This window comes from Mesorhizobium sp. Cs1321R2N1, from assembly GCF_037179725.1.
Classification (GTDB): domain Bacteria; phylum Pseudomonadota; class Alphaproteobacteria; order Rhizobiales; family Rhizobiaceae; genus Mesorhizobium; species Mesorhizobium salmacidum.
Window position 1 is genome coordinate 1 of record NZ_JAPYKP010000001.1, and the last position, 25,670, is coordinate 25,670.

Annotated in this window: 28 protein-coding genes and 1 pseudogene; 13 read left to right on the forward strand and 16 right to left on the reverse strand. The window is 64.1% G+C overall.

Annotation, left to right across the window (positions count from 1 at the left end; genetic code table 11):
- From O7A61_RS00005 to O7A61_RS00035, 7 genes are all read right to left on the reverse strand, one after another.
- A partial coding sequence (locus O7A61_RS00005) for an FAD-binding oxidoreductase (protein WP_337127857.1) occupies window positions 1–352 on the reverse strand: 352 nt, incomplete at its 3' end.
- Window positions 353–563: 211 nt separating this feature from the next.
- Window positions 564–1,823: an ABC transporter substrate-binding protein gene (locus tag O7A61_RS00010; RefSeq protein WP_337127858.1), complete on the reverse strand. Its 1,260-nt coding sequence runs from the start codon at window positions 1,821–1,823 to the stop codon at window positions 564–566.
- Window positions 1,824–1,870: 47 nt separating this feature from the next.
- Window positions 1,871–2,302, reverse strand: a complete 432-nt coding sequence (locus O7A61_RS00015; RefSeq protein ID WP_140505703.1) for a hypothetical protein — start codon at window positions 2,300–2,302, stop codon at window positions 1,871–1,873.
- A complete protein-coding gene (locus tag O7A61_RS00020) occupies window positions 2,299–3,354 on the reverse strand; it encodes an aldo/keto reductase (protein ID WP_337127859.1) in 1,056 nt (351 codons plus the stop codon). The genes O7A61_RS00015 and O7A61_RS00020 overlap by 4 nt, the downstream gene beginning before the upstream one ends.
- Window positions 3,351–3,710: a TIGR04076 family protein gene (locus tag O7A61_RS00025; protein WP_337127860.1), complete on the reverse strand. Its 360-nt coding sequence runs from the start codon at window positions 3,708–3,710 to the stop codon at window positions 3,351–3,353. The genes O7A61_RS00020 and O7A61_RS00025 overlap by 4 nt, the downstream gene beginning before the upstream one ends.
- Entirely contained in the window at window positions 3,703–4,191 is a 489-nt protein-coding gene (locus O7A61_RS00030; RefSeq protein ID WP_337127861.1) for a DUF3830 family protein, read from the reverse strand. The genes O7A61_RS00025 and O7A61_RS00030 overlap by 8 nt, the downstream gene beginning before the upstream one ends.
- The gene (locus tag O7A61_RS00035; RefSeq protein ID WP_337127862.1) at window positions 4,188–4,922 is read right to left on the reverse strand and encodes a GntR family transcriptional regulator; all 735 of its coding nucleotides are present in this window, start codon (window positions 4,920–4,922) and stop codon (window positions 4,188–4,190) included. Before O7A61_RS00035 ends, O7A61_RS00030 begins: the two co-directional genes overlap by 4 nt.
- 125 nt (window positions 4,923–5,047) lie before the next feature.
- Between O7A61_RS00035 and O7A61_RS00040 the strand changes: the two genes are divergently transcribed.
- The 5 genes from O7A61_RS00040 to O7A61_RS00060 are packed head-to-tail and all read left to right on the forward strand — an operon-like array spanning window position 5,048 to window position 9,780.
- Entirely contained in the window at window positions 5,048–5,848 is an 801-nt protein-coding gene (locus tag O7A61_RS00040; protein ID WP_337127863.1) for an ABC transporter ATP-binding protein, read from the forward strand.
- Window positions 5,845–6,594: an ABC transporter ATP-binding protein gene (locus O7A61_RS00045; RefSeq protein WP_337127864.1), complete on the forward strand. Its 750-nt coding sequence runs from the start codon at window positions 5,845–5,847 to the stop codon at window positions 6,592–6,594. The genes O7A61_RS00040 and O7A61_RS00045 overlap by 4 nt, the downstream gene beginning before the upstream one ends.
- Complete coding sequence (locus O7A61_RS00050) at window positions 6,591–7,499, forward strand: branched-chain amino acid ABC transporter permease (protein WP_337127865.1); 909 nt, start codon at window positions 6,591–6,593, stop codon at window positions 7,497–7,499. Before O7A61_RS00045 ends, O7A61_RS00050 begins: the two co-directional genes overlap by 4 nt.
- On the forward strand, window positions 7,496–8,479 hold the full coding sequence (locus tag O7A61_RS00055; RefSeq protein ID WP_337127866.1) for a branched-chain amino acid ABC transporter permease: 984 nt from the start codon (window positions 7,496–7,498) through the stop codon (window positions 8,477–8,479). The genes O7A61_RS00050 and O7A61_RS00055 overlap by 4 nt, the downstream gene beginning before the upstream one ends.
- Entirely contained in the window at window positions 8,476–9,780 is a 1,305-nt protein-coding gene (locus tag O7A61_RS00060; RefSeq protein ID WP_337127867.1) for an NAD(P)/FAD-dependent oxidoreductase, read from the forward strand. Before O7A61_RS00055 ends, O7A61_RS00060 begins: the two co-directional genes overlap by 4 nt.
- A 22-nt stretch (window positions 9,781–9,802) precedes the next feature.
- Here the strand turns inward: O7A61_RS00060 and O7A61_RS00065 are convergent, their stop codons facing one another.
- The 4 genes and pseudogenes from O7A61_RS00065 to O7A61_RS00080 all read right to left on the reverse strand — a co-directional run bounded on the left by O7A61_RS00065 (window position 9,803) and on the right by O7A61_RS00080 (window position 14,123).
- Window positions 9,803–10,456, reverse strand: a complete 654-nt coding sequence (locus O7A61_RS00065) for a GntR family transcriptional regulator (protein WP_337127868.1) — start codon at window positions 10,454–10,456, stop codon at window positions 9,803–9,805.
- Between the two features lie 16 nt (window positions 10,457–10,472).
- Window positions 10,473–11,771, reverse strand: coding sequence for an aspartate aminotransferase family protein (locus tag O7A61_RS00070; RefSeq protein ID WP_337127869.1), 1,299 nt, complete (start codon window positions 11,769–11,771; stop codon window positions 10,473–10,475).
- Window positions 11,772–12,830: a phosphotransferase gene (locus tag O7A61_RS00075; RefSeq protein ID WP_337127870.1), complete on the reverse strand. Its 1,059-nt coding sequence runs from the start codon at window positions 12,828–12,830 to the stop codon at window positions 11,772–11,774.
- Window positions 12,827–14,123, reverse strand: a pseudogene (locus tag O7A61_RS00080) (ArgE/DapE family deacylase). The gene O7A61_RS00075 and the pseudogene O7A61_RS00080 overlap by 4 nt, the downstream one beginning before the upstream one ends.
- A 174-nt stretch (window positions 14,124–14,297) precedes the next feature.
- Here O7A61_RS00080 and O7A61_RS00085 point away from each other — a divergent pair.
- Both O7A61_RS00085 and O7A61_RS00090 read left to right on the forward strand, forming a co-directional pair.
- Window positions 14,298–14,945 carry a GNAT family N-acetyltransferase gene (locus O7A61_RS00085; RefSeq protein WP_337127871.1) on the forward strand — a complete coding sequence of 216 codons (648 nt, stop codon included), beginning with the start codon at window positions 14,298–14,300 and terminating at the stop codon, window positions 14,943–14,945.
- The gene (locus tag O7A61_RS00090) at window positions 14,942–15,094 is read left to right on the forward strand and encodes a hypothetical protein (protein WP_337127872.1); all 153 of its coding nucleotides are present in this window, start codon (window positions 14,942–14,944) and stop codon (window positions 15,092–15,094) included. The genes O7A61_RS00085 and O7A61_RS00090 overlap by 4 nt, the downstream gene beginning before the upstream one ends.
- A gap of 251 nt (window positions 15,095–15,345) precedes the next feature.
- Here the strand turns inward: O7A61_RS00090 and O7A61_RS00095 are convergent, their stop codons facing one another.
- Complete coding sequence (locus tag O7A61_RS00095; protein WP_337127873.1) at window positions 15,346–16,992, reverse strand: acetolactate synthase large subunit; 1,647 nt, start codon at window positions 16,990–16,992, stop codon at window positions 15,346–15,348.
- 94 nt (window positions 16,993–17,086) lie between these two features.
- Window positions 17,087–17,989: a LysR substrate-binding domain-containing protein gene (locus O7A61_RS00100; RefSeq protein ID WP_337127874.1), complete on the reverse strand. Its 903-nt coding sequence runs from the start codon at window positions 17,987–17,989 to the stop codon at window positions 17,087–17,089.
- 102 nt (window positions 17,990–18,091) lie between these two features.
- On the opposite strand from O7A61_RS00100, the gene O7A61_RS00105 reads away from it, so the two are divergent.
- The 3 genes from O7A61_RS00105 to O7A61_RS00115 all read left to right on the forward strand — a co-directional run bounded on the left by O7A61_RS00105 (window position 18,092) and on the right by O7A61_RS00115 (window position 20,633).
- A complete protein-coding gene (locus O7A61_RS00105; protein ID WP_337127875.1) occupies window positions 18,092–19,081 on the forward strand; it encodes a zinc-dependent alcohol dehydrogenase family protein in 990 nt (329 codons plus the stop codon).
- Between the two features lie 185 nt (window positions 19,082–19,266).
- Window positions 19,267–19,566, forward strand: a complete 300-nt coding sequence (locus O7A61_RS00110; protein ID WP_337127876.1) for a TFIIB-type zinc ribbon-containing protein — start codon at window positions 19,267–19,269, stop codon at window positions 19,564–19,566.
- Window positions 19,567–19,640: 74 nt separating this feature from the next.
- Window positions 19,641–20,633, forward strand: coding sequence for a Tim44 domain-containing protein (locus O7A61_RS00115; RefSeq protein ID WP_337127877.1), 993 nt, complete (start codon window positions 19,641–19,643; stop codon window positions 20,631–20,633).
- A 21-nt stretch (window positions 20,634–20,654) separates the two neighbouring features.
- Here the strand turns inward: O7A61_RS00115 and O7A61_RS00120 are convergent, their stop codons facing one another.
- Complete coding sequence (locus O7A61_RS00120) at window positions 20,655–20,789, reverse strand: hypothetical protein (protein WP_337127878.1); 135 nt, start codon at window positions 20,787–20,789, stop codon at window positions 20,655–20,657.
- 199 nt (window positions 20,790–20,988) lie between these two features.
- Here O7A61_RS00120 and O7A61_RS00125 point away from each other — a divergent pair, with 199 nt between their 5' ends.
- Genes O7A61_RS00125 through O7A61_RS00135 form a run of 3 tightly spaced genes read left to right on the forward strand, consistent with a single transcriptional unit; the run spans window position 20,989 to window position 23,857 of the window.
- Complete coding sequence (locus tag O7A61_RS00125; RefSeq protein ID WP_337127879.1) at window positions 20,989–21,540, forward strand: MaoC family dehydratase; 552 nt, start codon at window positions 20,989–20,991, stop codon at window positions 21,538–21,540.
- A gap of 2 nt (window positions 21,541–21,542) precedes the next feature.
- A complete protein-coding gene (locus tag O7A61_RS00130) occupies window positions 21,543–22,703 on the forward strand; it encodes a CaiB/BaiF CoA transferase family protein (protein WP_337127880.1) in 1,161 nt (386 codons plus the stop codon).
- A gap of 32 nt (window positions 22,704–22,735) precedes the next feature.
- Window positions 22,736–23,857 carry an extracellular solute-binding protein gene (locus tag O7A61_RS00135; protein ID WP_337127955.1) on the forward strand — a complete coding sequence of 374 codons (1,122 nt, stop codon included), beginning with the start codon at window positions 22,736–22,738 and terminating at the stop codon, window positions 23,855–23,857.
- 12 nt (window positions 23,858–23,869) lie between these two features.
- On the opposite strand, the gene O7A61_RS00140 is transcribed toward O7A61_RS00135, so the two are convergent.
- Window positions 23,870–24,709 carry an amidohydrolase family protein gene (locus tag O7A61_RS00140; RefSeq protein ID WP_337127881.1) on the reverse strand — a complete coding sequence of 280 codons (840 nt, stop codon included), beginning with the start codon at window positions 24,707–24,709 and terminating at the stop codon, window positions 23,870–23,872.
- 65 nt (window positions 24,710–24,774) lie between these two features.
- Window positions 24,775–25,560, reverse strand: coding sequence for an IclR family transcriptional regulator (locus O7A61_RS00145; RefSeq protein WP_023771193.1), 786 nt, complete (start codon window positions 25,558–25,560; stop codon window positions 24,775–24,777).
- Window positions 25,561–25,670: the final 110 nt, after the last annotated feature.

Here is a 25,670-nt window from a genome sequence, read left to right on the forward strand (position 1 = left end):
GCAACGTTGCGCCGGCTTCGACAACGATGGTGGCGGCTTGACGATCCGGCGCGGCAAGGCCGGTCATGCGCTCCAGCGACAGCACGATCTCGCCCGGCTGGACGCGAGCACCACCGGCCAGCCCGGTGCGGCCGCCCTGGATGACGACCGGCTGGCGAAAAGCGTTGCACGCGGCGAGTGCTGCCGTGACACCATCGGTGTCGCGCGGGCGCAGCACGGCTTCGGGAAGCACGCCGAGCTTGCCGTCGGGATCGTCGCGGTAGCGCTGGTCGACGTCGGAGCCGGCGAGCACGCCGCCCGCGCCCAGCCTGTCGCCAAGCGCGGAGAGAAGCTGTTGTGTCTCAGGCGACATCGGGCTCAGGCGCCTGCGCGACAAGGCGCATCGTCAGCATCAACAACCGGGTGGCCCGATGAATATCCTTATCCAACACGCTCGCCGTTCGCAAATTGCAGCCCGCCGATCCTATTCGTGATTGCATGCCGTGCAAGCGATACCGGCCTGCCTTAGGCGGTACCGGCATCAATCGCGAGAGCCGAGATTGATGCCGGAAGGACCGCGCAGCTTACTGAAGCTTGGCCTGCAGCGCGTTGACGTCGTCGGTGGTCATTTCGCCGTCGGTGGTCACTTTGCCGTCGGCAATTTTCCACAGCCGGAACGGACCGGTGATGTCACCAAACTTGTCGAAGGCGACCGGACCGATGACGCCTTCATAGCGGATCGGCTTGCCATCCTTGATCAGGCCGAGCGCCTTTGCGAATTCTTCCTTGCCGGCATAGATCGGCGTGCCAGCCGGGTCGACCGCCTTGTACATGGCATCCTTGATCTTGGCCGGGTCCTCGGAGCCAGCAATCGCGATGGCGAGCCCGACAATGGCACCGGCATCATAGGAGCGGTCGGCCGCGGGGTTTGTCGGTTCGATCCCGGAAAACGCCTTGTAGTTCTTGGTGAAATACTCCGTCGAGGCGGTCGGGCTGGTGCCAGAGGACGTGCCATAGGCGTCCTTCAGATAATCGGCGCCGACCGACTCGATGAAATCAGGGCTGTTCATGCCGTCATTGAGCAGGAATTTCTGCACGCCGCCCTGCGAGATCCAGGTGCGCGCAATGGTGGCGCCGTCGACGGGCGTGCTGACCAGGTAAAGCCCATCCGGCTCGCCGGCCATCGCCGCGGTGACTTCCGAGGCATAGCTCGACTGCTTCTCGTTATAGGGCGTGTCGGAGACGATGGTGCCGCCGAGCGCTTTGTAGGCACGCGAGAATTCGGCCACCATGTTGACACCGAAGTCGTTGTTGACGTGGATGATGGCCAGCTTCTTAAAACCCTTGTCGACGGCGTATTTGGCAGCGGCCACGCCCTGCAGCGCGTCCGAGGTGATGGTGCGGAAGAAGATGCCGTTTGTCTTGCCGTCGCGACCGAGTGTCGTCAGCGTCGGCGAGGATGAGGCCGGCGAGACCTGGACGATCTTGGCCGGCGCGGTCACCGAGGTCAGGATCGGGATCGACACCGAGGAGATGATGCCACCGATGATAACAGGCACTTTCTTGACCTGAACCAGCTGGGTGGCGGCGTCGACCGCGATGTTGCCCTGGCTCTGGCTGTCGCGCGTGTCGGTAACGAGATCGCAGCCGCGTACCCCGCCGGCTTCGTTGATGTCGCGGAAGGCCATCTCGACCGACTTGGCGCCGGCCTGGCCGTATTCGCCGGCCGGGCCGGTCAGTTCCATGACGAGGCCGACGGTGATCTTGCAGTCGGCGGCCTGTGCGACACTGGCAATCGTGACGAGAGCAAGAGCGGTGGTGAGCTGGAGTATCGTCTTTCTCATTGTTGTTCCCCTTGAGTTACACGAACTGATTTGACGTCTGGAAAGTCTCAGTGTTCCGGCACCTGCAGCCAGGTTTCATGCAGATGCCGCCATTGGACGCCGTTGGGCGCCGATGAACTGGTGGTGAAGACCGCGCTCGACTGGCGGCGGCTGTGCTTGCCCGCGCGCAGCTGCGCCTCGACGTAGAGGACGACGATCGTACCGGCTGCCTGCCAGCCGGGCCGGATGTCCTCGATCGAGATGGCGAAGCCGTTGTCGCAGGTGGCGCGGCTGGAGCGCACATGGTCGATCACGGCATCGCGGTCGAGGATCTGGCCGCCTGGTGCGATCATGGTCAGGCCTTCGCCCATGACGGCTTCGAAGCGGCCGAAATCCACTTGGTCAGCGCGTTCGGCAACGAACCAGTCGACGAAAAAGCGATGCAGGTCGACGACTTCGGTGCTGGCCTGCGAAAACAACTTGTCGTTCGTGGTTTTCATATCCGGCCCGCGTTGAGATTGTAGTGCATGATCGAGCCGTGGCGGCCGTGCCGGTCGCGCTCCAGCGTGTAGACGTCTCCCTCCAGACCGTTGCCCCGCGCTATGGCGGCGGCAATCCGCGCACGGTCATCGGCGTCGAGTACGACATCGATGATTCTGGCGTTGGCCAGCGCATGCTCCTGGTTGCGGGCACCGACGATGACCGCCGCCACTTGCGGCTGCTCCAGCACCCAGGCGCTGGCGATGGTGGCAATGTCGACGGCGTGGCGGTCGCCTACCGCCTTCAATGCGCGAAGCAGTTGCTGGAACAAGTCCCAGCCGCCGAAATCGTCGATGATCAGCTTGTATTTGACCAGCGAGCGGTTTTCGAGCGGCACGGCGGGTTCGGCGGCATCGAGCCATCTGTCGCTGAGGAAGCCGCCGGCCACCGAACCGTAGCAGAGGAAGCTCACGCCGTTTTCCTGTGCAAGTGCGGCGAGGCTGTGCGCCGGGCGCTGATCGAGTACCGAATATTGCAGCTGCTGGCTGACCAGCGGTATGCCGGCTGCCAGGATTTCGGCAAGCCGGGGCGTGTCGAAATTGGTGGTACCGAGATTGCGCAGCTTGCCCTCGAGCCGAAGCTCGTTGAGCCAACCCATCGCCTCGACATAGCGCGGCTGCGCATAATCCCACCAATGGAACTGCACGAGGTCGAGCCGCTCGGTCTTCAGCCTGCGAAGCGACTGGTCGACGATGCCCCTGATGTAGTCACGGCTGATCGTGGCGAGCCGTTCGAGGTCGGGCACCAGTTTGGTGTGCACCTTCATTTTGGCCGCTGCATCAAGGCCGCGCTCATTGGCCAGCCGCAGGCGCGCGGCGCCGATCAGTTCCTCGACGCCGGTGTAGATATCGGCGCAGTCATAGGTCCAGATGCCGGCGTCGAAGGTGGCGATGAGGTCGGTCACGGCTTGGCTACGATCGATGGCGCCATGGCCGCCGGCCAGTTGCCAGCCACCTCGTATGACACGCGAAACGGTATAGCCGGGGCTGAGCTCGAAGGCCTTGGCGGTCATGTCAGGTCATTCTCCTTGGGCAGCGGCACGGCCGTGGTTTCGGCATGGCTGAACCGCCGCTTACCGGTCCTGACGATCCTTAACCGGCTGGCGCAGTTGGGATCGGGACAGGCGATCTCGGCGTCCGAGGTCATCCAGTCATTCGGGTGGGTCGCGCGCTGCTTCGCCGCCAGCAGCGGCAGCACCGCCGAGATCGAATAGATCGAGAAGCCCTGCCCCGCCGGCATCGACAGCATCTCGCCCTTGAGTTCGAAATAGTCGCCGGCCTTGGCGCCGCAATAGATCGGCTTGCCCTGCGGGATAACCGCTTCGACGCGGAGATCGAAAAGCTCGAAACTGTCGTCGCGTTCAGCCATTCAAGCCTCCCAGGCTGAAGGTAATGTCGCAGGCGCCATTGCGCCGGATCACCCCGCAGGCAGCCGCGAATTGATCGCGCTCCTCGGGCTTCACTTGGGCCACCACGCTGCCGGCCAGCCAGCCGATCGGGAACAGAAGCCGCGCGCCCTGCCCGTAGAACAGGCCGATGTCGAAGATGGCATTGGGATTGCCACCCCACATGCGCGGCGGCACGTAGGACAACACGATGTCGCCCGGCTGCGGCGTCAGCGTCGCGTTCTCGGCCGGCAGCGGTTGGGCATAGGCCCGCCCCTCGAGATCGGCGGCGGGAACCGGGCAGGAAATCTCAGGTCCCGTCCACATGGCGTGAATGGCGGGGACGACACGTGGCTTGGCGAGATAGGCCGTGAGAAAGGCAGCGTTTTCCGGCGCCTTCCCCGGCAACAGCAGCGCCGTGGCGGAAAGCTTCGAGCGCGGCTCGCTGATCCTGATGGAGGTCATATCTGGCCTTTCGCGGCGGCGGATTGCAGTTTGCTGCGTAGGAAGGTGAAGGGCCGGCTGATGTCGGCGGCAAGCGCTTCGCGCGCCGCGCGTGCGTCCTGCGTGGCCAGCGCCTCAACGATGCGGCGGTGATACTGGGCGGTGTCGACCTCGCCGGCTTCCGAGAAGGCGTAGATGGCGACGCGGATGCAAGGACCTGATTGCAGCCACAGGCTCTCGATCATCGGGATCAGCACGGCCGAGCCGCAGGAGCGGTAGATCTCGAAGTGAAAGCTCTGGTTGAGCGTCACTTCGCGGTCGACATCCTTCTTGTGTTTCAGCGCCCGCATCTCGTCCCATTCGCCGAGAATGGTTTCGATGGTGGCTATCTGGCGCGGCCCCATGCGAGCGGCGGCCAGCGCGATCGCCTCGCCCTCGATCAGGATGCGGGCCCGCAAAAGATCGTCGAGACGTTCCAGCGTGATTGGCGGTACCCGCACTGAACGGTTGGGCAGCGCCTCCAGCGCCTTTTCCGTGATCAGCCGACCAAGCGCCTCACGCACCGGCATGGTCGAGGTGACCAGCGCATCGGCCAGACCGCGGATCGTCAGCACCTGGCTCGGCTCGAACAGACCGCCGATCAAGGCCCGACGCAGCTCGGAATAGACGCGATCCTGCACCGTTTCGCGACCGACAGGCGCAAGTTGGGCCGCGATCGCCTCGTTGTTTTTTTCGATGGCAGCCTTTTGCATGGAATTCCGTTCTCGGCGGGTTTTCGGCTTGCGGATGAAATTAAAGCCGAATAGCGTGATCAAAGCAAGTGTGATCACAAATCATAATCAGGAGACGGCGACGACCGTCTTCGCCAGAGGGTTTGATGAGCGAGGCAGCGGAAAGGCAGGGGAAGGAGACCCGTCCGCCGGTTCTGACGGCAAGCCACGTCGTCAGGCGGTTCGGCGGCCTTGTCGCCGTCAATGATGTCTCATTTGATGTCAAAGCGGGCGAAATCCTTGGCCTGATCGGACCCAACGGCGCCGGCAAGACGACGATGTTCGATCTGCTGGCCGGCAGCATCCTGCCCACCAGCGGCGATATCCTTCTCGACGGCACGTGCGTCTCGGGCGAAGCCGCTCACCTGCGCATCGGCCGTGGTCTTGGCCGCACCTTCCAGATCCCGCGCCCGCTGCCCAATCTGACGCTGATCGAAAACATCATGCTGGCGGCACAGGGCCAGGCCGGCGAAAGGCTGCTCGCCAACTTCATCACGCCGTGGCGGGTGGCGGCGCAGGAAAGAGCTGCCCGGACAAAGGCGCTCGAACTGCTGGAACTCGTCACCCTCAGCCATCTCGCGCATGAGCCGGCGCGCGTGCTTTCCGGCGGCCAGCGCAAGCTGCTCGAACTCGCCCGGGTGATGATGGCCGATCCGGCGATCATCCTGCTCGACGAACCCGCGGCCGGCGTCAACGCGACGCTGCTCGAAGTCATCATCGACCGCATCCGCGACATCAACGCGCGCGGCATCACCTTCCTGCTGATCGAGCACAATATCGACATGGTGACGCGGCTCTGCCATCGCGTCCTGGTCATGGCGAGCGGCCAGTTGCTGAGCGAAGGCACCGCGGAAGAAGTCGCCCGAGACCCGCGCGTCATCGAGGCCTATCTCGGAGGTACCGCATGAGCGAGACCGTCCTCGATGTCCGTGATCTCGAAGCCGGTTATGAACCCGGCGTACCGATCGTGCGCGGCGCCTCGATCACCGTCGGCAGAGGCGAGATCGTCGTCGTGCTCGGCCCCAATGGCGCCGGCAAGTCGAGCTTCATCAAGGCGATCGCCGGCCTTATCCCGATCACCGGCGGCACGGTGCTGCTGGATGGCAGGGACATCACCGCCGCGCCCGCCCACACCATGGTGCGGCTTGGCCTCGCCTTCGTGCCGCAGACCGAGAACATCTTTCCGCTGATGTCGGTGGAGGACAATCTCAGGGTCGCCTGCGGCATTCTCGAGCGGCGCGAAGTCCCTGTCCGCATCGAGGAAATGTACGCCGCCTTCCCCGACCTCGTCCGCCAGCGGCGCATCGCCGCCGGCAATCTGTCCGGGGGACAGCGGCAGATGCTTGCCGTGGCGCGGGCGCTGATCATCCACCCCAAGGTGCTGGTGCTGGACGAGCCGTCGGCTGGCCTGTCGCCGAAATTCGTCGCGATGGTATTCGAGATGCTGGCCGGCATCCGCAAATCCGGCGTTACTATTCTTTTGGTCGAGCAAAACGCCAAGGCAGCGCTTGCCATTGGCGACCGCGCCTATGTGCTGGTCGAAGGCAAGGACCGGCACGAGGGCATCGCCTCCGAACTGTGGAATGATCCTGTCGTGGCCGAGCTCTATCTTGGCCAGCGCTCCTCTCAAGCCGGCAAGGGAGGCGCGGCATGAGCCTGCAATTCATCGTCGACGGATTGCTGACCGGCTCGATGATCGGCCTCGGCGCCATCGGCGTCACGCTCACCTATTCGATCCTGCGCTTCTCGAACTTCGCGCATGGCGACTTCATGGCCTGGGGCAGCTATGCGACGCTGGCCACGGTCGGTGCCATCGGCGCGATATTCGGCAAGGTGGCGCCGATCGGGCCGCTCTCCTTCGGCTGGCCGCTCCTTGTTGCACTGGTCGTCGGTATGGCATTCACCGCTTTGCTGGCGCTGCTGCTCGACAAGGTGTTGTTCTCGCGGCTGCGCTCGCAAGGCCAGGCGATCATCGTGGTGATGGCGAGTTTCGGCGCCTCGATGGCGCTGCGCAGCCTGCTCGAATTCACCTTCACCTCGCGGCCGACCTATTTCAGCCGGGCGATCCAGATCGCCATGCCGGTCGGCTTCGGCATCCGCATCACGCCCGACCAGATCGCCCTGTTGCTGCTGACCGCCGTGCTCGTGCTCGGCGTGCATCTGTTGATGACGCGTACGCAGACCGGCCGCTCGATGCAGGCGCTGAGCCAGAACGCGGCACTGGCCCGCATCGTCGGCATCGACGTCGCCAAGGTGGTGCGCGTCACCTGGATCATCGGCGGCGCGCTCGCCTGCGTGGCTGGCGTGATGATCGGCATTCTGGTGCAGATCCGCCCGTTCATGGGCTTCGACATGCTGCTGCCCATGTTCGCCGCCGCTATCCTCGGCGGCATCGGCAGCATCCCGGGCGCGGTGCTCGGCGGCCTGATCATCGGGCTCGCCGAAGCCGGCGCGGTGCAACTGATCGGCGCCGAATGGCGCGCCGCCGTCTCCTTCATCATCCTGATGGCGGTGCTGTTCGTGCGGCCGATCGGCCTTTTCGGAGTTCGGGAAAGATGATCGAGCTGGTCGGCTATGGCGCGTTCTTCCTGACCACGGCGCTGATCTTCTCGCTGGTCACGCTGGGGCTCAATCTGCAATGGGGTCTGACCGGCCTGTTCAATGTCGGCCTCGCCGGTTTTGTCGCCATCGGCGCCTACACCTCGGCACTGCTGACGACACCGGACGATCCCGCGCGCCTCGGCGGCTTCGGCCTGCCCATCCTCGCCGGCTGGGCGGGCGCCATGACCGTCGGCGGCATTGCCGCCGCGCTTACCGGCATGGCGACGCTGCGTCTTAAATCCGATTATCTGGCGATCACCACCTTCGGCGTGGCCGTCGTCGTACAGCTGGTCGCGCTCAACGCGCAGAAGCTGACCGGCGGACCGTTCGGCATCGGCTTCATCCCGCGTCCCTTCGGCGGCCTGGCCGAAACGCCGCTGCTGTTCAACCTGTCGAACCTTGCTGTCGTTTGTGCCGTGACGCTGATTGCCTATCTCGCTTTGGAGCATCTGTCGCGAAGCCCGTGGGGTCGCGTGCTGAAGGCGCTGCGGGAGGACGAGCGGGCGGCGATTTCACTCGGCAAGAGCGCGCGCTTCTATCGCGTCCAGGCGTTTGCCGTCGGCGGTGCCATCATGGCGCTGGCCGGCGCGCTGCAGGCGCACTTCACCGGCTTCATCGCGCCAGACAATTATCTGCCGATCCTCACCTTTCAGGTCTGGGTGATGCTGATCGTCGGCGGCTCGGGCAGCAATCTCGGCGCCGTCATCGGCAGTGTCCTGGTCTGGGGGATATGGGCGGGATCGGGCACGCTGACCAGCGTGTTCTTCCCGCCCGAGCAGCAGGCACGCGCTGCCTCGCTGCAGATCGTCGCCATCGGCGTCATGCTTTGTGTGATCCTGCTGATCCGGCCGAACGGGTTGTTCGGCGACAGGCCGAAGCGGCCGCGCTTTGGCAAGCGTAAGCGGATCGCTACGGACAAAAGCAGTTCCGGCTCATGAATGCTCCGGTCCGGCAGGGTGCGAATGGCACTTCGCTCTGGCATGCGATCAACCGCGATCGCCGGGAACGGCCAACGCTGCAAGGCAGGCTCGATGTCGATCTGGCCATCGTCGGCGGTGGATTTTCCGGTCTGTCGACCGCGCTGCACGCCGCTGAAAAAGGCATCTCCGTCGCTGTGCTCGAAGCCGAGATCATCGCCTGGGGCGCGACCGGCAGGAACGCCGGTTTCGTCGTGCCGAACTTCGCCAGGATGGATCCGGACAACATCCTTGCGCATCTCGGCCCCGAGCGCGGTGAACGGCTGATCGATTTCGCCGCCGGCAGTGCCGACCTCGTTTTCGGCCTGATCCGGCGACACGGCATCGACTGCGACGCCGTGCAGAACGGATGGATCCAGCCGGCGCACTCGTCCGGCGCCTTGCAGAAGGCCAAATCACGTGCGGACCAATGGGCGCGGCGCGGACGGCCTGCCGTCACCCTGGATCGGCAGGCGGTCGAAGCGCTGACCGGCGTGCGCGGCTATGTCGGTGGCTGGATGGATCATTCCGGCGGCGTGCTCAATCCGGTCGCCTATGCGCGCGGACTGGCCGATGCGGCGGAAAACGCCGGCGCGCGGATTTTCGAACAGACACGTGTCACGTCGGTTGATCGCGTGACCAATGGCTGGGCACTTGAAACGCCATCGGGTTCGGTGCGCGCGGCCAAGGTGTTGATCGCCACCAACGCCTATGGCGGGTCGCTCAGTCCGTTGCTGCGGCGGACTTATTTTCCGCTGAAAGTTTTCCAGATCGCGACCGCGCCGCTACCGCTCGAAATCCGCACGCGTCTGCTTCCCGGGGGGCAAGGCGTCGGCGATACCAGGCGCAATCTCTTCACCTTTCGCTTCGACGCCGATAACCGGCTGATCAGCGGCGGCATGCATATTCTTGGCACTGGCGCCGATACGCGCGTGCCGCAAGCAATCTGGCGGCGGCTTGCCAGCCAGCTCGACCTGCCTGACTTGCCGCCGCTTGCCTATAGTTGGTCGGGGATGGCGGCGGTCGAACCGGATTTCCTGCCGCACCTCCTGGACCTCGGCCCGGGCCTGATCGCCGGTCGCGCCTGCAATGGACGCGGCATTGCCATGACCACGGCGATGGGCAAGGTGCTGGCCGACTGGGCCGCTGGAACCGACGCGCGTGATTTGCCGCTGCCCTTTGCACCGCCGGCGCCGATCCCGTTCCATGCCCTGCTGCGGCACGCACCCAACATGCTGCTTGGCTGGAGCATGCTGCGCGACCGGATCGACGAGACGCCATAGGCCGACCGAGCCTGCCGTGCGATCAGTCCGTGCAAAGGTTTTCGGAGAGGATAGCGGCTGCCGCGACAATGTCCTGCTCGAGGAAAGCCCGAACGGCTGGACCGTTGCGCTGTTCCAGCGCGACGACGATCCTGTGGTGTGCGTCATTGGACTGCGGGATGTAGCGATCGGCCCGCATCAGGAGCTTGAGATAGGGCCCGACCCGACCCCAGAGATCGCGGATCATGTTCAAGAGGATGGGCGCGCCGGCATGCTCATAGATAGCGAAATGGAAGGCTTCGTTCAGGGAAAGATAGGTCGTGGCGTCCTGCGCCTCGACGGCCCGCTGCATGCCGGCGAGCGCGGCTTGTATGTCGGCCAGCCCGCTTTCGGTCATCCGTGACGTAGCCATCTCGCCCGCCAGCCCCTCGACGGCGATGCGGATGCGCGTCAGTTCCGCGAAAGCGGGCGCGGAGAGCAACGGCACGATGATCGAGCGGTTGTTCTGCATTTCCAGAAGCCGCTCGGCGACCAGCCTTTGCAGCGCCTCGCGGATCGGCGTGGTCGATATGCCAAAGGTTTCGGCAAGCTTGCGGATGACCAGCGTCTGGCCGGGGCTGAAGCCACCTGAAATCAATTCCTGCTTGAGCGCGCCATAGGCGCGGTCATTGAGGGTTTGATGCTCGAGTTTCAGCATGCGCGGACCGCTCGGCTCACCATTTCGACAGCGCGCGGTCGAGCGTCTCGGCCAGTTGCTCGGCATTGTCCCTGGAAAAGGGCAGCGGCGGCCTGATCTTCAGCACATTGCCGCGTGGGCCACAGGACGAAATCAGCACGCCGTGCTCGCGCATGGCTTCGACGACGGAAGAGGTCCTGGCAGCGGCGGTGGCCCCATCCTCCGCCGTCAGCTCGACGCCGAAATAAAGGCCATTGTGCCTGACATCGGCGACCATGCCGTGCCGGCTTTGCAAGGGGCGAAGCAATGCTCCTGTATAGGCGCCCACGTTTCGCGCGTTCTCGATCAGCCCCTCGCCCTCGATCACCTCGAGCACGGCGATGCCGACGGCGGCCGCGACCGGATTGCCGCCGAAGGTGTTGAAGTAGCCGGTGTTCGAACCGAACGAGCTCACCAGCTGCGGCCGCACGATCACCGCACCCATCGGATGCCCGTCGCCGATCGGCTTGCCCAAGGTGACGATATCAGGCTCGAGGCCGTAATTGGCGAAGCCCCACATGCCCTGGCCAAGCCGGCCGAAACCGGACTGGACCTCGTCGGCAATGACGATGCCGCCGGCTTTCCTGACGTGATCGGCCGCCTCGCGGATGACAGAACCATCGGGGAAGAAAATGCCATCGCTGGAAAAGGCCGAATCGAGCAGCAGCGCCGCCGGGCGGATGTTTTGCGCGCGCATATCGTCAATAGCGGCGGCGACATTCCTGGCGAAATCACGCGCGGCGCGGCCGCCGTCGCGGAACGTGTCCGGCGCTGCCACGGCGCGATGATGCGCGGGTACGCCCTTGGCGCCGACCGCCGCCGGCGACAGCTGCGCGGTGGCGATGGTGGCGCCGTGATAGGCGAAGTCGGTGATGATCACGCCGGTGCCGCCGCTCGAATGCTGGGCGATGCGGATGGCGAGGTCGTTGGCCTCGCTGCCGGTGCAGGTGAACATGGCGTGGCCGAGATGGGATGGAAGCGTGCCGAGAAGCTTTTCCGCGTAGTCGAGGATGATCTCGCTGAGATAACGCGTGTGCGTGTTGAGCGTGGCTGCCTGCGCCGACAATGCCTCGACGACGCGCGGATGGCAGTGTCCGACCGAGGCGACGTTGTTGTAGGCATCGAGGAATTTTCGGCCCTGCGCATCGTAGAGCCAGACACCGCTGCCACGCACCAGATGGATCGGGTTGCGGTAGAAGGCGCGATAGGTCGGTCCGAGCAACCTGGCGCGGCGTTCAAGCAGCGCGCGCTCGGCATCGGCAGAAGCACTTGCGGGCGAGGGCTGGGACACGGGCATCTACTCCGGCTTGGAATGGTCAAGAAAATAGCGGCGGGCTTCAGCGGACGAGAGACCGTCCAGCCGTTCGAGCGAGGCCCAGACTTCGGTGATGAGGCGCAGGACATAGTCACGTTTGGCCGGAAACCGCTCGGCCTGCCAGCTGGCTATATTGGCGATGAGTGCGAGGCGGGCACGAATGAGGTGGAAGAGGATGCCAAGCTCTTCAATCTCGAGCGGCTGCACGGACTGATAGCCGGCGACGAAGCGTGCCGCAGGCGCCAGCGGATGACCTTCAGCCGGCCAGCGATAGACGGCGCCGATGGCGAGATCGCAGATCAGCGGCGAGTGGATCATGTCGCCGAAATCGAGAATGCCGCTGACCATTTCCGGCCGCGAGGCATCCATCACCACATTGTAGGAGTTCATGTCGTTGTGGACGATCTGCGCGCGCAGCCCGGGGATGACCGGCGCCGCGTGCTGCTCGAAAGCGTCGATGACGCGCTCGACCATGGCGCGATGGTGGGCATCGGCGATGTACGCCAGCATGGGCCGTGTCTTGGCGACTTTGCGGATGTCCCACAAAAGGTCGCTGCCGGCGGCCGGATGGAAGAAGCCGCGCAGTGCCCGGCCAAGCCTGGCGAGGAAGATGCCGAGATTGCGATCCTGCGCCGCTGACGTGGGCGAGCGCGAAAGCAACTGGCCGGGCAGATAGGTAACCAGCCGGACGACGCGCGGCGCCGATCCGCCGACGCTGACCATAAACTGCGCTTCGCCTTCGAGGCTCCTGCGCACCGAGGGAACGGGCAAGGCCGGGTCGACCGTCATGATATGGTCGAGCGCCTTGTTCTGGAAATCGGTGAAGCCGGCCTCTTCCGCCGGATGCGAGACCTTCAGGACGAACTCGCCCTCGCTTTCTGTCTGGATATGGAAATTATGGTCGCGCTCGCCCGGCAGCGGGCGCGCACTGCCGGTGAGCCCGTAGTGCCGGCCCAATATGACAAGCGCCTCGGCGATCGAAACGTCAGGGGCATCCTCGGCGAGCGTTTCGCCGAAGGCATCCGACACGGCCGCGCTCATGACCTGACCTCGGCATCAACGGGTTCGAGACCGCACCAGTCGGCGATGAAGAGCGCGATGGTCTGGGTGACCTTGCGGACGGAGTCGAGATCGACGGCCTCGTCATAGCCATGCGGCATGCGGCAGATGGGGCCGTAGACGATCGCCGGCGTGTCGGCATAAAGGCCGAAGAAGCGCGCATCGGTGGTGGCCGAGGTGACATGCTCCGTCAGCGGCTCGCCCCACACGGCGGTATGGCTGCGCCGCAGCACGGCTTCCATCTCGTCGGCGCCTTCCAGCACATAGCCCTCGGCCATGAAGCCGTTATAGGTCATCCTGGGCGGGCGATTGGCGAGGAACGGATCGGCGCGCGCCGCGTCGGCGATGCAGGCCTCGAGTTCGGCCCTCGCATCCTCCAGCTTCTGGCCGGGATAGGTCGCGACACGCATCTCGAAGACGCAGCGCGCCGGAACGCTCGATGTCCACTCGCCGCCCTCGATCTTGCCGAGGTTGAAGCGGATGGGATGCGGATGGTCGCAGAAATGCTTGTCATCGACTTTTCTCGCGTTCCAGACGATTTCGAGCCGCTTCAGCGCCTGGATGATGAGGAAGGCCTTTTCGATGGCGTTGGCGCCGGCCGAGAAAGCGCCCGACGCGTGCTGCGGATCGCCGTCGACCTCGACCCTGAACCAGATCGGCCCGACCTGCGCCCGCCCTTGGCTCCAGCGGCTCAGGAATGAAGGCGGCGTCGGCGCGGTAGCCGCGCTGCAGGCAAGCGAGCGCGCCGTTGCCGGTGCACTCCTCCTCGACGACCGACTGCAGGAACACTTTCGCGGCCGGCTGGTAGCCAAGGCCGCGCAAGGCGGCCAGGGCATAGAGACAAGCCGACAGACCGGCCTTCATGTCGCCGGCGCCACGGCCATGCATCCAGCCGTCCTCGATCACGGGATCGTAGGGGTCTCGCACCCAGCGGTCGAGCGGTCCTGTCGGCACCACATCGATATGGCCGTTCAGGATCAGCGAGCGACCGGTGGCGTTTTTCGGCGTATGAGTGGCGACGACGTTGAAGGCGTCATCGTAGGAAACCGCGACGGGTGAAAATCCGGGCAGGTCGCGGATCGCGTCGACATCGACACGCCACATATCGACCGCATAGCCATTGGCTTCATAGGCCGCCGCCATGAAGGATTGCGCGGCGTGTTCCTCACCGCGTTGCGAGGGAAAGCGTACGAGGTCGGCCAAGAAGGCAAGTTGACGGTCGAAGCCATCGTCGACCGCCCGCAAAATGGCTTCATCCGCAATTCGCTCAGGCATGATATTCCGCTTTCCCAGGGATGATGTATCATATCTCATATCATTTCCCGGAAAGGCAAGAAGACACAGGCGGCCAAAATCATGGCCCACCGCTAGAGCCTCTTGGCAGGTGGCCGCAGAGTTGGCATCAGTTCGAAATGCCGGCAAGGCTGCGCGGCGGAAGATCGAGGACAGATGCAGGTCACCGAAGGCTCATTGCCGGATGAAACCACCGACCTCGCGCCCGGCTACCGGCGCGTGCCGGCCGGCAAGATCGTCAATGCGGTGACGTGGATGGAGGCGCGTGCCCCGGTGCAGGGTCTTTCGCATCCGCTTGCGATGACCCGCGTCACCAAGCCCGACCCCGTCATCTATCGCGCAGTCTTCCTCGAGATCGGCGCTCCCTGGCTCTGGGATCGCGCCGCCGAAATGTCGGACGCCGACATCGCGGCGCATTTCGCCGACCCACGCCAGCATCTCTATTACGGCCACGACGAAAACGGCGGCCGGGTCGGCATGGTCGAATTCTCGCTCGCCGACAGCAACGAGATCGAGGTCGCCTATTTCGGCCTGCTCCCCTCTTTGACCGGCCGCGGTTTCGGCAAGCGGCTGATGGCGGGCGCGCTCGATCAGGCATGGCGCCTAGAGCCCAGCCGCGTCTGGCTGCACACCAGCAGCTTCGATCATCACAGCGTCATCGGCTTCTACAGAGCTTGCGGATTTGAACCCTATGCGGCTGGTTTCGAAATCACCGACGATCCGCGGATCAAGGGGACCCTGCCGCGCGATGTCGCCCCGCAAATCCCGCTGATCGAAACGGAATGGCTGCCCGGCGCCAGATGAGATTTCGGCCCGGCCTTCCAGAAGATCAAGTCGCTGAAGCCGATGTCGTCTGGTCGATGGTGGTCGACAACGACGCCGTCACCCAGTTCAAGCAGTATCGTAGCTTCGACATCAAGCAGCCGCTGATCGCGCCGCTCGACGTGGTCTGAAGGACGACGATGTGCTCAAGGCGCTGCCGACGATCGAGTTCGACGCGCCGCAAGGCAAGATCCGCGTCGATGCCAGAACAATCACACGCTCTGCCATTCCTGTGTTGGCAAGGCGGCGGACGGTATCGTCTACGAGATCGTCAAGGATTTCGGGACGATCGTGCCGGTGACGTCTTACTGCAAGCTGTAGGGATTTCCGGCTGCGCGGCGATCTGGACTTCCACGCCGCGCAGCCGCCATATCGGCAACCATCAGGTCGCCTGCGGCGCCGGCAGCCGTTCGCGCAATTCGTCGACAAGCACCCTGGTGTTTTCGGAATAGTCGATGGGGACGACGACGAGATGCACGCCGCCGCCGGTGAAGGCGTGTTCCAGCGCCGGCCGCAACTCGGCGATGGCACCGACCCTGGTCCCTTTGGCGCCATAGGCCTCGGCGTATCTGACGAAGTCGGGATTGCCGAAGGTCATGCCGAAATCCGGGAATTCGTCGACCGCCTGCTTCCAGCGGATCATGCCATAGGCATGGTCTTCCAGCAGCAGGACGACGAGGTTGAGCTTGAGCCTGACAGCCGTCTCCAGTTCCTGGCTGTTCATCATGAAGCCGCCATCGCCGCAAATGGCCATGACACGGCGCTGGGGATAGAGCAGCGCCGCCATCATCGCCGACGGCAACCCGGCGCCCATGGTGGCCAGCGCGTTGTCGAGCAACAGCGTGTTTGCCATGCGCGTGCGGTAGTTGCGCGCGAACCAGATCTTGTACATGCCGTTGTCCAGCGCGAGGATGCCGTCGGCCGGCATCACGGCGCGCACGTCGTGCACGATGCGCTGCGGCGTGAAGCGGTCTTCGGTGGCGCGCGCGGCGATGCGGCTCAAAATGCCTTCGCGCAGCGGCAGCAGCGCCTGCGCGTTGAGGATCTTGCCTTCGATGCGGTCGGCCAGCAGCGCCAACGACGGGCCGAGGTCGCCGACGATCTCGGCTTGCGGGAAATAGACCTGCTCGACATCAGCCGACTGGTAGCCGACATGAATAACCTTCGGTCCCTTCGCGCCCATGATGAAGGGCGGCTTCTCGACCGTGTCGTGACCGATGGTAATGATCAGATCGGCCTGTTCGATGGCCTCGTGGACATAGTCGCGCTCCGAAAGCGCCGCCGTTCCCATGTAAAGCTCGGTGCCGCCGGGCACGGTGCCCTTGCCCATCTGCGTGGTGAAATAGGGAATCTGCGTGCGCAGCACGAACTGGGCGACGTCGGGGGTCACGCGCGGCCGTGACGCCGCGGCGCCGAACATCAGCAATGGACGCTTGGCCTCGAGGATCATGCGGGCGGCGCGATCGAGCGCGCCAGCGCTGGCCAGGGGCAACTCGACCGGATGCGTCGGCACCAACGCAATCGGTTCGCACTCCGCCGCCGCGATGTCTTCCGGCAGTTCCAGGTGCACGGGGCCGGGGCGCTCCTCCTGGGCAACGCGGAAGGCTTCGCGCACCAGCGACGGGATCATCTTCGGCGAGACTATCTGGCGCGACAGCTTGGTCAGCGGCTTCATCGCCGCAACGATGTCGACGATCTGGAAGCGCGCCTGCCTGGACGACAGGATGCCCTTCTGGCCGGTGATCATGATCATGGGCATCGCACCGAGCAGCGCGTAGGCAGAGCCGGTCGTCAGGTTGAGCGCGCCGGGGCCGAGCGTGGTGATGCACACGCCCGCCTTGCCGGTGAGCCTGCCATAGGTGGCGGCCATGAAGGCGGCCGCCTGCTCGTGGCGGGTCAGGATCAACTGGATCGACGAGCGGCGGATGGATTCGACGATGTCGAGATTTTCTTCGCCCGGAATGCCGAAGATCCGATCGACCCCTTCATTCTCGAGGGCCGCCACGAACAGATCCGAACCCTTGGTCATGAACCGTCTCTCCTGCGATGCGCGCATTTGGTCAGCCATCTTCATATGGCACCGGAACGCGACACCTCAAAGAGCGCAAGTCGTCTGCTGGCGATCATGCCATCATTTTCGGCAAGGCGGCCGCCAATGCGTCGACGGCCAGCCGGACCTTGAGCGGCAGATGCGGCGTCTGCAGCCAGAGTGCATGACAATCGTAGGGATGGCGTGGCTGGTCCGGCAACAGCTCGACCAGCGCCCCGGCCTGGATGCGCTGGCGAGCCAGCCAGTAAGGCAACCACGCCAGCCCCATGCCGCCGACAGCGGCATCGGCGATGGCATCGAGATCGTCGAGCCGCAGCCGGCCGTTTGGGATGACCTCGAGCGCGGCTTGTCCTTCGCGCGGGAACAGCCAGGGCTGAACGATCATGCCGAGCCGGCGATAGACAATCGCCCGATGATCGGCGAGATCTTCGATCCGCCGTGGTTCGCCGTGAATTTCGAGATAGGAAGGCGCGGCACAGACGACCATGTCCTGGCGTGCAACACGGCGCGCGATCACGCCGGCCTTGTCGTCCAGTTCACCGGCCCGGATGGCGAGGTCGTAGCCATCCTCGGCAAGATCGGCAAAGCGGTCGCTGAGCGAGAGGTCGAGCTCCAGCATCGGATACCGCCGCGCCAGTTGCAGCAATACGGGAGTCACGCAGTGGCGGCCGAAATGCGCAGGCATGGTGACGCGCAATTTTCCGCGCGGTTGCGAGAGCTGGTCGGCGGCGAGTGCATCGGCGGCCTCGGCCTCGGCCAGCACCAGGCGGCACCGCTCATAGTAGGCGCGGCCGAAATCGGTCAGGCTCTGGCGGCGCGTGGTCCGGTTGATAAGACGCACGCCAAGTCTGTCCTCAAGAAACCGGACGTGCTTGCCGACCATCGGTCCAGATAGATCGAGCGCTGAGGCGGCCGCTGCGAACGAGCCGAGATCAACCGCCCTGACGAACACGGCCATGCTTTCAAGCCTATCCATATTCGAAACTCCTGGTTTCTACTGTACAATCTGAATAGCCATTTATCGCCAACAGGCTTCGCACCATAGCTCATTTGGTTCAGATAGTTTGGAGTTGGCCGAATGACCCGTGTAGTCCGCTTTCACCAGCATGGTGGTCCCGAGGCCCTGCGCATCGAGAAGGTCGACCTGCCCCCACCGGGCCAGGGCGAGGTTCAGATCCGCGTCAGGGCATTCGGCCTCAACCGCGCCGAGGCGCTGCTGCGCGCGGGCAGCTATATCGAGACACCCGCCCTCCCCTCCGGGCTCGGGCTGGAAGCGGCAGGCGTCATCGAGGCAATTGGCGAAGGCGTGACAGGGCTGGCGCCCGGTGACGCGGTCAGTGTCGTCCCGCCGCAATCGATGGTCCGCTGGCCGGCCTACGGTGAGCTTGTCACTTTCCCCGCCGGGCTTATCGTCAAACATCCGCCGTCCCTCGACTGGCAAACCGCGGCGGCGGTTTGGATGCAGTACCTCACTGCCTACGGCGCCCTGATCGATATCGCCAGGTTGAACAGTAGAGATGCCGTTGTCATCACCGCGGCCTCGAGCAGCGTCGGACTTGCCGCGATCCAGATCGCCAACAGGGTTGGCGCGACAGCGATCGCCGTGACGCGGACATCCGCAAAGAGACAGGCCCTGCTTGACGCCGGAGCGGCTGAAGTCGTGGTCCTCGCCGACGAAGATCTTGCCATGCGGCTGAGTGGGATCGCTGGGCAGGATGGCGTGCGCGTCGTGCTCGATGCAGTCGGCGGCCCGATCTTCGAACCGCTGACGGCGGCCATGTCGAAGGGCGGCATTCTGATTGAATATGGCGGCCTCAGCAGCGACCCGACACCGTTTCCGTTGCCCGCGGTACTGGGCAAGACGCTGACGTTGCGCGGCTATCTCGTCCACGAGATCACCGGCAATCCGGAGAAGTTGGAGGCTGCCAAGGCGTTCATCCTCGGAGGGCTCGAGGACGGCACGCTGAGGCCGATCATCGACAGAACGTTTCCATTCGACCAGATCGTCGAAGCGCATCGCTATCTCGAATCGAACGAACAATTCGGCAAGATCGTCGTCACGGTTTGAGCGGCAATCATTCTCACCGGCAATATTGCCCCTTGAAGGCGCCGTCCCGCATTCCTAAATCCCGAATGCGGGCCGGGCCCCTCTGACTGTCGCTTCTGGCGACCGTGATGTCGGACCGCTTCAACGGGCCCGTTTCCATTCCTTTCGGTCGAGCGGGCTCATTCCTTTCTGGTTAGGAGCCCCTGATGACATCATCTCTGCTTGGTATGGTTTGCCCCTCCTGCCGCGTCGCCCTCGTGATGAGCGAACGCCAGGGGATCGAGATCGACTACTGTCCGCAGTGCCGCGGCGTCTGGCTTGATCGTGGCGAACTCGACAAGATTATCGAACGTTCCGGCAGGGATGCGTCGCCCGCGCCGCAAGCGCAGCCCGCGCCATTTGCCCAGCCGCAACACAGCCGGGAGCGCGATGACGACTATTCCCGCTCGCATGGCCAACGCTATCCGAAGCGAAAGAAGTCATTCTTCGAAGAGTTGTTCGACTGACCCTTATGACGCCCGCGACCCGGGCCAGCGCCTTGCTGAAATTTTCCGAAACGACATCGATAAGGTTCTATCAGATGATTTCCCGCACAAGCCGATTCGCTACCCTCTTTGCCGGCCTGTTCCTCGCCTTCTCCATGGTCGCGATCGATCATGCCGAGGCGCGGCGCGGCGGCAGCTTCGGCAGTCGAGGCACGCGCACGTTCCAGTCGATGCCGCCGACCAGGACCACGCCGGCGCCGACCGCGCCGGTCGAGCGTTCGATGACACCCAACACCGGCGTGAACAACGCGGCCCGGCGGCCGCGGGCCGGACCGCAGAGGCCCGGCTTCATGAGCGGCTTCGGCGGAACGATGATGCGCGGCCTGCTGCTCGGCGGCCTGATCGGACTGCTCGTGGGCCAGGGTTTCGGCGGCCTCGCCGGCATGTTCGGATTCCTGCTCCAGGCCCTGCTCATCGGTGGCGCGATCATGCTGGCCATCAGGTTCTTCCGGTCGCAGTCCGCGCGTGGCCCCGCGCCCGCGCTCGCCGGCATGGACAATGCCCAGGCTTCGCGGTTTGAGAACCGAGCAACGGCACAGCAGGAGACGGGAACCGCGGGCTCCTTCACCATTCCCGGCTTTGGCGGCGGTTCGGGCGGAGGCTATCAGGCCACCCGGTCCGAGGAGATCACGCTGGCCCAGACCGACCTCGACGCCTTCCAGCAGTTGTTGACCGAGGTCCAGGAAGCATTCGGCCGCGAAGACCATGCCGCATTGCGCCGGTCGGTGACGCCCGAGATGGTGTCCTATCTGTCGGAAGAACTGGCCGACAATGCCCAGAAAGGTCTCAGAAACGAAGTGTCCGATGTCACCCTGCTGCAGGCCGACATCGCGGAAAGCTGGCGCGAGGATGACCGCGACTACGCCACCGCCGCATTGCGTTATGAGTCGCGCGACGTGATGCGCGAACGGGCGAGCGGCAAGGTCGTCGAGGGCGACGAGGGCCATCCCACCGAGACGACCGAGTTGTGGACGTTCACGCGTCAGAACGGCTCGAACTGGAAGCTCTCGGCGATACAGGAGGCTTGAGCCTGGCGAGTTTACTGGCGATCAAGCCACGATCTTGACGGACATCGGCGTGCTGATCTCGATGGCGGAGACAGCACCGCCGGCGCCCTGAAAATAAGGCGCCTTCCGGTTCAGGTTGCCGACAAACACCACACAGGCATTCCAGGCACCGCGCATGATTTGCTCCTGCCGCGCTCGCGCTTCCGCGCGCAAAACCAGCCAAAATTTCGCCTGTCCTCGCTTGCAACATAGCCCCATATGTGAAAATAGTATTTACAAAAGAAGATTGGCAGGGAGGAGACATCGTGCAATCAGGCGCTTCGATTCGTGCTCGAATGATCACCTGGGCGCTCTCGCGAGACCGATGGATTGAGCCATGAACGATTTCGCGCCAACCGTCGGCGTTGCCTCGACGCACCCTGGGAATATGCCTGCCGATCATGCCGCGCTACCGGTTTGGAACGCCGAGAACTGGTTCTACGAAGATTGGCCCGTCGGCCAGAAGATCCGTTCGTTGCGACGCACCATGGCGGAAGGCGACAGCCACCTCTTCAACACGCTGGTGCTCGACATCCACCCTTACGTGCAGGACCAGATGTTCGCCGAGAGCGAAGGCATTTTCGGCAAGAGGCTGATCGCCGGCGCGTTCGTCTTTTCGGCTGGGCTGGGCCTGGTCGCCACCAACTGCGTCAACGCCTTCTCCTACGGCTATGACAAGCTCCGCTTCATAAAGCCCGTCTTCATCGGCGACACGATCTATTCGATCCGTTCCAACCTCGACAAGAAGCCCCGCTATAAGGAGATGGGGCTGATCCGCGCCAGCTACGAGGTGTTCAAGGGCGAAGGCGAGCTGGTGCTCTATTGCGAGCATCTGCAGACGGTGAAGTACCGCAACCCTGCCGATTTCGTCGGCAAGACGGAGAAATAGAGATGCCGGCAGCAGCCGAATTGCCGCTGGCCGGCCTCGTCGTCGTCGACATGAGCCAATTCCTGTCCGGGCCGTACTGCTCGCTCAGGCTGCTCGATCTCGGCGCCCGCGTCATCAAGGTCGAGCGTCCTGACGGAGGGGATCTGTCGCGCCGGCTCTATCTCAGCGACACCGAGATCGGCGGCGATTCGACGATCTTCCATGCCATCAACCGGGCCAAGGAAAGCCTCGCCATCGATTTGAAGAAGGAGGCGGACCTCAAGGTGTTGCGCGGGCTGCTGGCCAAGGCCGATGTGCTGATCCAGAATTTCCGGCCCGGCGTCATCGAACGCCTTGGCCTCGACCACGAGGCCGTCCGCCAGATCAACCCGCGCCTGGTCTATGCCTCGATCAGCGGCTATGGCGAGGAGGGTCCGTGGGTGAAGCGCCCGGGCCAGGATCTTCTGGCGCAATCGCGCTCCGGCGTGATGTGGTTGAATGGCGACGAAGACCAGGGGCCGGTGCCGTTCGGGCTCGCCATCGGCGACATGCTGGCGGGTGCGGCCTGCGCGCAAGGCATCCTGGCAGCACTGGTACGGCGCGGCATCACCGGTCAGGGAAGCCATATCGAGACCAGCCTTCTGGAAGCGCTGGTCGACTTCCAGTTCGAGGTGCTGACCACGCATCTCAATGACGGTCGTCGCCTGCCCAGGCGCTCAAGTTTCCGCAGCGCGCATGCCTATCTCTCCGCGCCTTATGGCGTCTATCCGGCCAAGGACGGATATCTCGCCATCGCCATGACGCCTATCCCCAAGCTCGCCGACCTCTTGTCGCTCAGCGAGTTGGCCCCCTATCGCGACAAGCCAGCATCCTGGTTCACCGCGCGCGACGATATCAAGGCAATCATCGCCCAGAGGATCGCCACCAAGACCATCGACGAATGGCTTGGTATCCTGGAGCCGGCCGATATCTGGTGCGCCAAGGTTTTGAACTGGCCGGAGATGCTGGCAAGCGAAGGTTTCCAGTCGCTCGACATGCTGCAGACGGTGACGCGTGAGGACGACGTCTCGATCCTGACCACCAGTTCGCCGCTCAGGGTTGATGGGATCAGAGCCAAGGTTGACCGCGCGGCGCCGCGCATCGGCGAGCACAGTGCGAAAATCCGCGAGGAGTTCGGCCTGTGAGCACGCGCTTCCTTAAGTCCACACTCAGGGGCATGACCTGGAGCCACCCGCGCGGCTATGATCCGACGGTCGCGTGTTCATCTCTGTGGGAGCAGAAAACCGGCGTTGCGATCGAGTGGGACAAGCGTTCGCTGCAGGATTTCGAATCCTATCCGGTCGAGGAGCTGGCGCGCACCTATGATTTGATCGTCATCGATCACCCGCATGTCGGCCAGATCACCGCGGAGCGCTGTCTTGAGCCGCTCGACGTCACCGGCCGCGAGGCGCAGCGCGCCGCGCTTGCCTCGGGCAGCGTCGGCCAATCCTATCCGAGTTACACCTGGCAGGGCCGGCAATGGGCGTTTCCGATCGACGCGGCGGCGCAGGTGCAGGCCTGGCGGCCGGACGCGCTCGATGCGCCGGCGGCGACGTGGAGCGAGATGCTCGCTGTCGCCCGGCAGGGCCGCGTGTTGCTGCCACTGCGGCCACCGCATTGCCTGATGACATTCTACACGCTGGCCGGCAATCTCGGGCATCCCTGCGCGGCCGATCCGTCGGGCGATCTTATCGACGTCGAGATGGGCTGCGAAGTCTTCGAGACGATGCGAGAGATCGCGGCGCTGGTCGACCCCACCTGCTTCGACATGGACCCTATCGCCGTCTCGGAGCGCATGGCCGAGGCCGGTTCCCGCATTGTCTGCGCGCCGCTGATCTATGGCTATGTCTCTTATGCGGCGTCGGGTTTTCGCGCGAACAGGCTGGCCTTTGCCCATATCCCGGTCATTGGTTCCAATGGCCCGATCGGCTCGGCGCTCGGCGGCACAGGCATTGCGGTCTCGGCCTTTTCCAAGGCGAAAGACGCCGCGATCGACTTCGCCTACTGGATCGCCAGCGGCGATGTCCAGCGCGGCATCTATACCGCCGCCGGCGGCCAGCCGGGCCATGCGGCAGCCTGGGAGGACCGGACGGTCAATGAAGCGACCGGTAATTTCTATCGGGACACGCGCGCGACGCTGGAGGGCGCCTGGGTGCGGCCGCGCCATGACGGCTACATGGCGTTCCAGCAGGCGGCGTCCGACCGCATCAATTCCGGCCTGACCTCCGGCCACCCGGCCGGTCAGGTCGTCGCCGATCTCATCAATCTGTTCCGGGCCAGTACGCAGGCTGCCACCTGAGGGACTGGATCCTTACTTCAACCGCCACAGCTTGCGGGCATTTCCCGACAACAGCTTGTCTCGTTCCGAGACGCTGCAGCCGGCAAGCAGCGCATGTGTCGCCGCCACCCAGGTCGAGAGACCACCACCAAGCGTACAGACCGGCCAGTCGCTGCCCCAGACAACACGGTCCCAGCCAAATGAATTGATGGTGTGTTCGACGTAAGGCCGGAGTGTCTCGACCGTCCAACTGCCGGAGTCCGCATACGCGACCACCCCGGAGACCTTGGCCATGACGTTCGGACGCCGAGCGATCTCGCTCATGTGTTCACGCCAGGGATGCTCTGCGTTGCCCTTGATGTCGGGGACACCGCAATGATCGAGCACGAACTGGACATCGGGAGCCAGATTGGCGAGCGCCATCGCCTTGGGAATCTGGTGCGGCAGCACGACGAGGTCGAAGGTCAGGCCGGTGCCGCCAAGCCGCTTGATGTTGTCACGGAACAATGTCCCTTCCGAAAGATCGTCCGGCACGACGTGGAGCACACGGCGAAAGCCCTTGACGAAGGGATTTGCCCGCTGGCGTTCAAGATAGGCCGGGAAATCCGCCTCCTCGGGACGGCAAGATGCAATCGCCCCGGCGAGCATGCTGCCCGCTTGCCGCGACAGGCCCTCGACACGGGCGGTTTCCGCCTCGATGTCAGCCGGGTCGACATCCACCTCCATATGCAGCACGCACCCGACGCCGACACGCTGGGCCTCAGTGGCGTATTCTTCATAGGAGAAATCGCGGTTCAGTGCCGGCTCGCCGGCAAGCCAGGGATAGCGCAGCACCGAGCGATCGATGAGATGCAAATGGGTATCGATGATCATGACGATGCTCCTCCGCTGGCTTTCTCAGATCATCTCACGGGGGAATTCTTCATTCAAATAAGAATTCATGCCGATGAACCGACGGCCGACCCGGCCAGGTGCGACAGCTTTTCGCAGGTTGCCAGCAACAACTCGATGGTCCGGGTGATATCGGGCGCGGACGGCGCGTTGACCACGGTGATGTAGGGGATCGACAGCGCCGCGATGGCCTTGCCGTCAGAACCGCGCACCGGGGCGGAGAGGTTGAAGACGCCTGCGGTCTGCATGGAAGCCATCATCTCGTAGCCGCGGTCGCGGATCTGGTCGAGACGGGCGAAGAACTCGGCCGGCTGCGCGGTCTTGTCGGTGCTGCGGACATGCTCCGAGATCATCATCTGCCGCTCTTCCGGCGAACGGAAGGCGAGCAGGACGTGGCCTGAACCGGTATCGAACAGGCTAATGTGGGAGCCGACACGGATCGAAATCCCCCAGTAGTTCGGCGCCTCCTGCTGACCGATCACGACAGCGGAACCGCGATCAAAAACAACGAGTTGGTTGGCTTGCTGCGAGGTCTCGGCCAACTCGCGCATCAGCGGCGTCGCATAGGAAACCAGCCGCCGCACCGGCGCGTGCAATTGCGCCAGGCCAAACAGCTTGAGCGTCAGCGAATAGCGGTCGCCGTCCAGTCGCGTGACGTAGCCACGCCGCACCAGCCGGTCCAGCATGCGATAAAATTCATTGGGGCTGCGGTCGAGTTTCTTGGCGATTTCCGCCTGCGTCAGGCCGCCGTCGACGCCAGCCAGCAGTTCGAGGATGTCGAGCCCCTTGTCGAGCGCCGGCGCGCGGTAGCGCTCGTCTTCGCTGTCGTCCATGGCTCGTCCCTCCAGTGAATTCAGCTCTTCATATACGCAGGAACGCGGCTGGCGGAAACAAATTTCGCCTTGACGTATCTATGAATGTTTTGTTTGTATATGAATGTAGA

Coding starts and splice junctions, on each gene's coding strand:
- O7A61_RS00105 (WP_337127875.1), top strand. CDS start 18,092: ATGACCCGTGTAGTCCGCTTTCACCAGCATGGTGGTCCCGAGGCCCTG.
- O7A61_RS00075 (WP_337127870.1), bottom strand. CDS start 12,830: ATGAGCGCGGCCGTGTCGGATGCCTTCGGCGAAACGCTCGCCGAGGAT.
- O7A61_RS00090 (WP_337127872.1), top strand. CDS start 14,942: ATGAGATTTCGGCCCGGCCTTCCAGAAGATCAAGTCGCTGAAGCCGAT.
- O7A61_RS00020 (WP_337127859.1), bottom strand. CDS start 3,354: ATGACCGCCAAGGCCTTCGAGCTCAGCCCCGGCTATACCGTTTCGCGT.
- O7A61_RS00070 (WP_337127869.1), bottom strand. CDS start 11,771: ATGCCCGTGTCCCAGCCCTCGCCCGCAAGTGCTTCTGCCGATGCCGAG.
- O7A61_RS00145 (WP_023771193.1), bottom strand. CDS start 25,560: ATGGACGACAGCGAAGACGAGCGCTACCGCGCGCCGGCGCTCGACAAG.
- O7A61_RS00030 (WP_337127861.1), bottom strand. CDS start 4,191: ATGACCTCCATCAGGATCAGCGAGCCGCGCTCGAAGCTTTCCGCCACG.
- O7A61_RS00035 (WP_337127862.1), bottom strand. CDS start 4,922: ATGCAAAAGGCTGCCATCGAAAAAAACAACGAGGCGATCGCGGCCCAA.
- O7A61_RS00110 (WP_337127876.1), top strand. CDS start 19,267: ATGACATCATCTCTGCTTGGTATGGTTTGCCCCTCCTGCCGCGTCGCC.
- O7A61_RS00115 (WP_337127877.1), top strand. CDS start 19,641: ATGATTTCCCGCACAAGCCGATTCGCTACCCTCTTTGCCGGCCTGTTC.
- O7A61_RS00140 (WP_337127881.1), bottom strand. CDS start 24,709: ATGATCATCGATACCCATTTGCATCTCATCGATCGCTCGGTGCTGCGC.
- O7A61_RS00085 (WP_337127871.1), top strand. CDS start 14,298: ATGCAGGTCACCGAAGGCTCATTGCCGGATGAAACCACCGACCTCGCG.
- O7A61_RS00095 (WP_337127873.1), bottom strand. CDS start 16,992: ATGACCAAGGGTTCGGATCTGTTCGTGGCGGCCCTCGAGAATGAAGGG.
- O7A61_RS00050 (WP_337127865.1), top strand. CDS start 6,591: ATGAGCCTGCAATTCATCGTCGACGGATTGCTGACCGGCTCGATGATC.
- O7A61_RS00040 (WP_337127863.1), top strand. CDS start 5,048: ATGAGCGAGGCAGCGGAAAGGCAGGGGAAGGAGACCCGTCCGCCGGTT.
- O7A61_RS00025 (WP_337127860.1), bottom strand. CDS start 3,710: ATGGCTGAACGCGACGACAGTTTCGAGCTTTTCGATCTCCGCGTCGAA.
- O7A61_RS00100 (WP_337127874.1), bottom strand. CDS start 17,989: ATGGATAGGCTTGAAAGCATGGCCGTGTTCGTCAGGGCGGTTGATCTC.
- O7A61_RS00130 (WP_337127880.1), top strand. CDS start 21,543: ATGCCGGCAGCAGCCGAATTGCCGCTGGCCGGCCTCGTCGTCGTCGAC.
- O7A61_RS00065 (WP_337127868.1), bottom strand. CDS start 10,456: ATGCTGAAACTCGAGCATCAAACCCTCAATGACCGCGCCTATGGCGCG.
- O7A61_RS00060 (WP_337127867.1), top strand. CDS start 8,476: ATGAATGCTCCGGTCCGGCAGGGTGCGAATGGCACTTCGCTCTGGCAT.
- O7A61_RS00015 (WP_140505703.1), bottom strand. CDS start 2,302: ATGAAAACCACGAACGACAAGTTGTTTTCGCAGGCCAGCACCGAAGTC.
- O7A61_RS00120 (WP_337127878.1), bottom strand. CDS start 20,789: ATGCGCGGTGCCTGGAATGCCTGTGTGGTGTTTGTCGGCAACCTGAAC.
- O7A61_RS00135 (WP_337127955.1), top strand. CDS start 22,736: ATGACCTGGAGCCACCCGCGCGGCTATGATCCGACGGTCGCGTGTTCA.
- O7A61_RS00010 (WP_337127858.1), bottom strand. CDS start 1,823: ATGAGAAAGACGATACTCCAGCTCACCACCGCTCTTGCTCTCGTCACG.
- O7A61_RS00045 (WP_337127864.1), top strand. CDS start 5,845: ATGAGCGAGACCGTCCTCGATGTCCGTGATCTCGAAGCCGGTTATGAA.
- O7A61_RS00055 (WP_337127866.1), top strand. CDS start 7,496: ATGATCGAGCTGGTCGGCTATGGCGCGTTCTTCCTGACCACGGCGCTG.
- O7A61_RS00125 (WP_337127879.1), top strand. CDS start 20,989: ATGAACGATTTCGCGCCAACCGTCGGCGTTGCCTCGACGCACCCTGGG.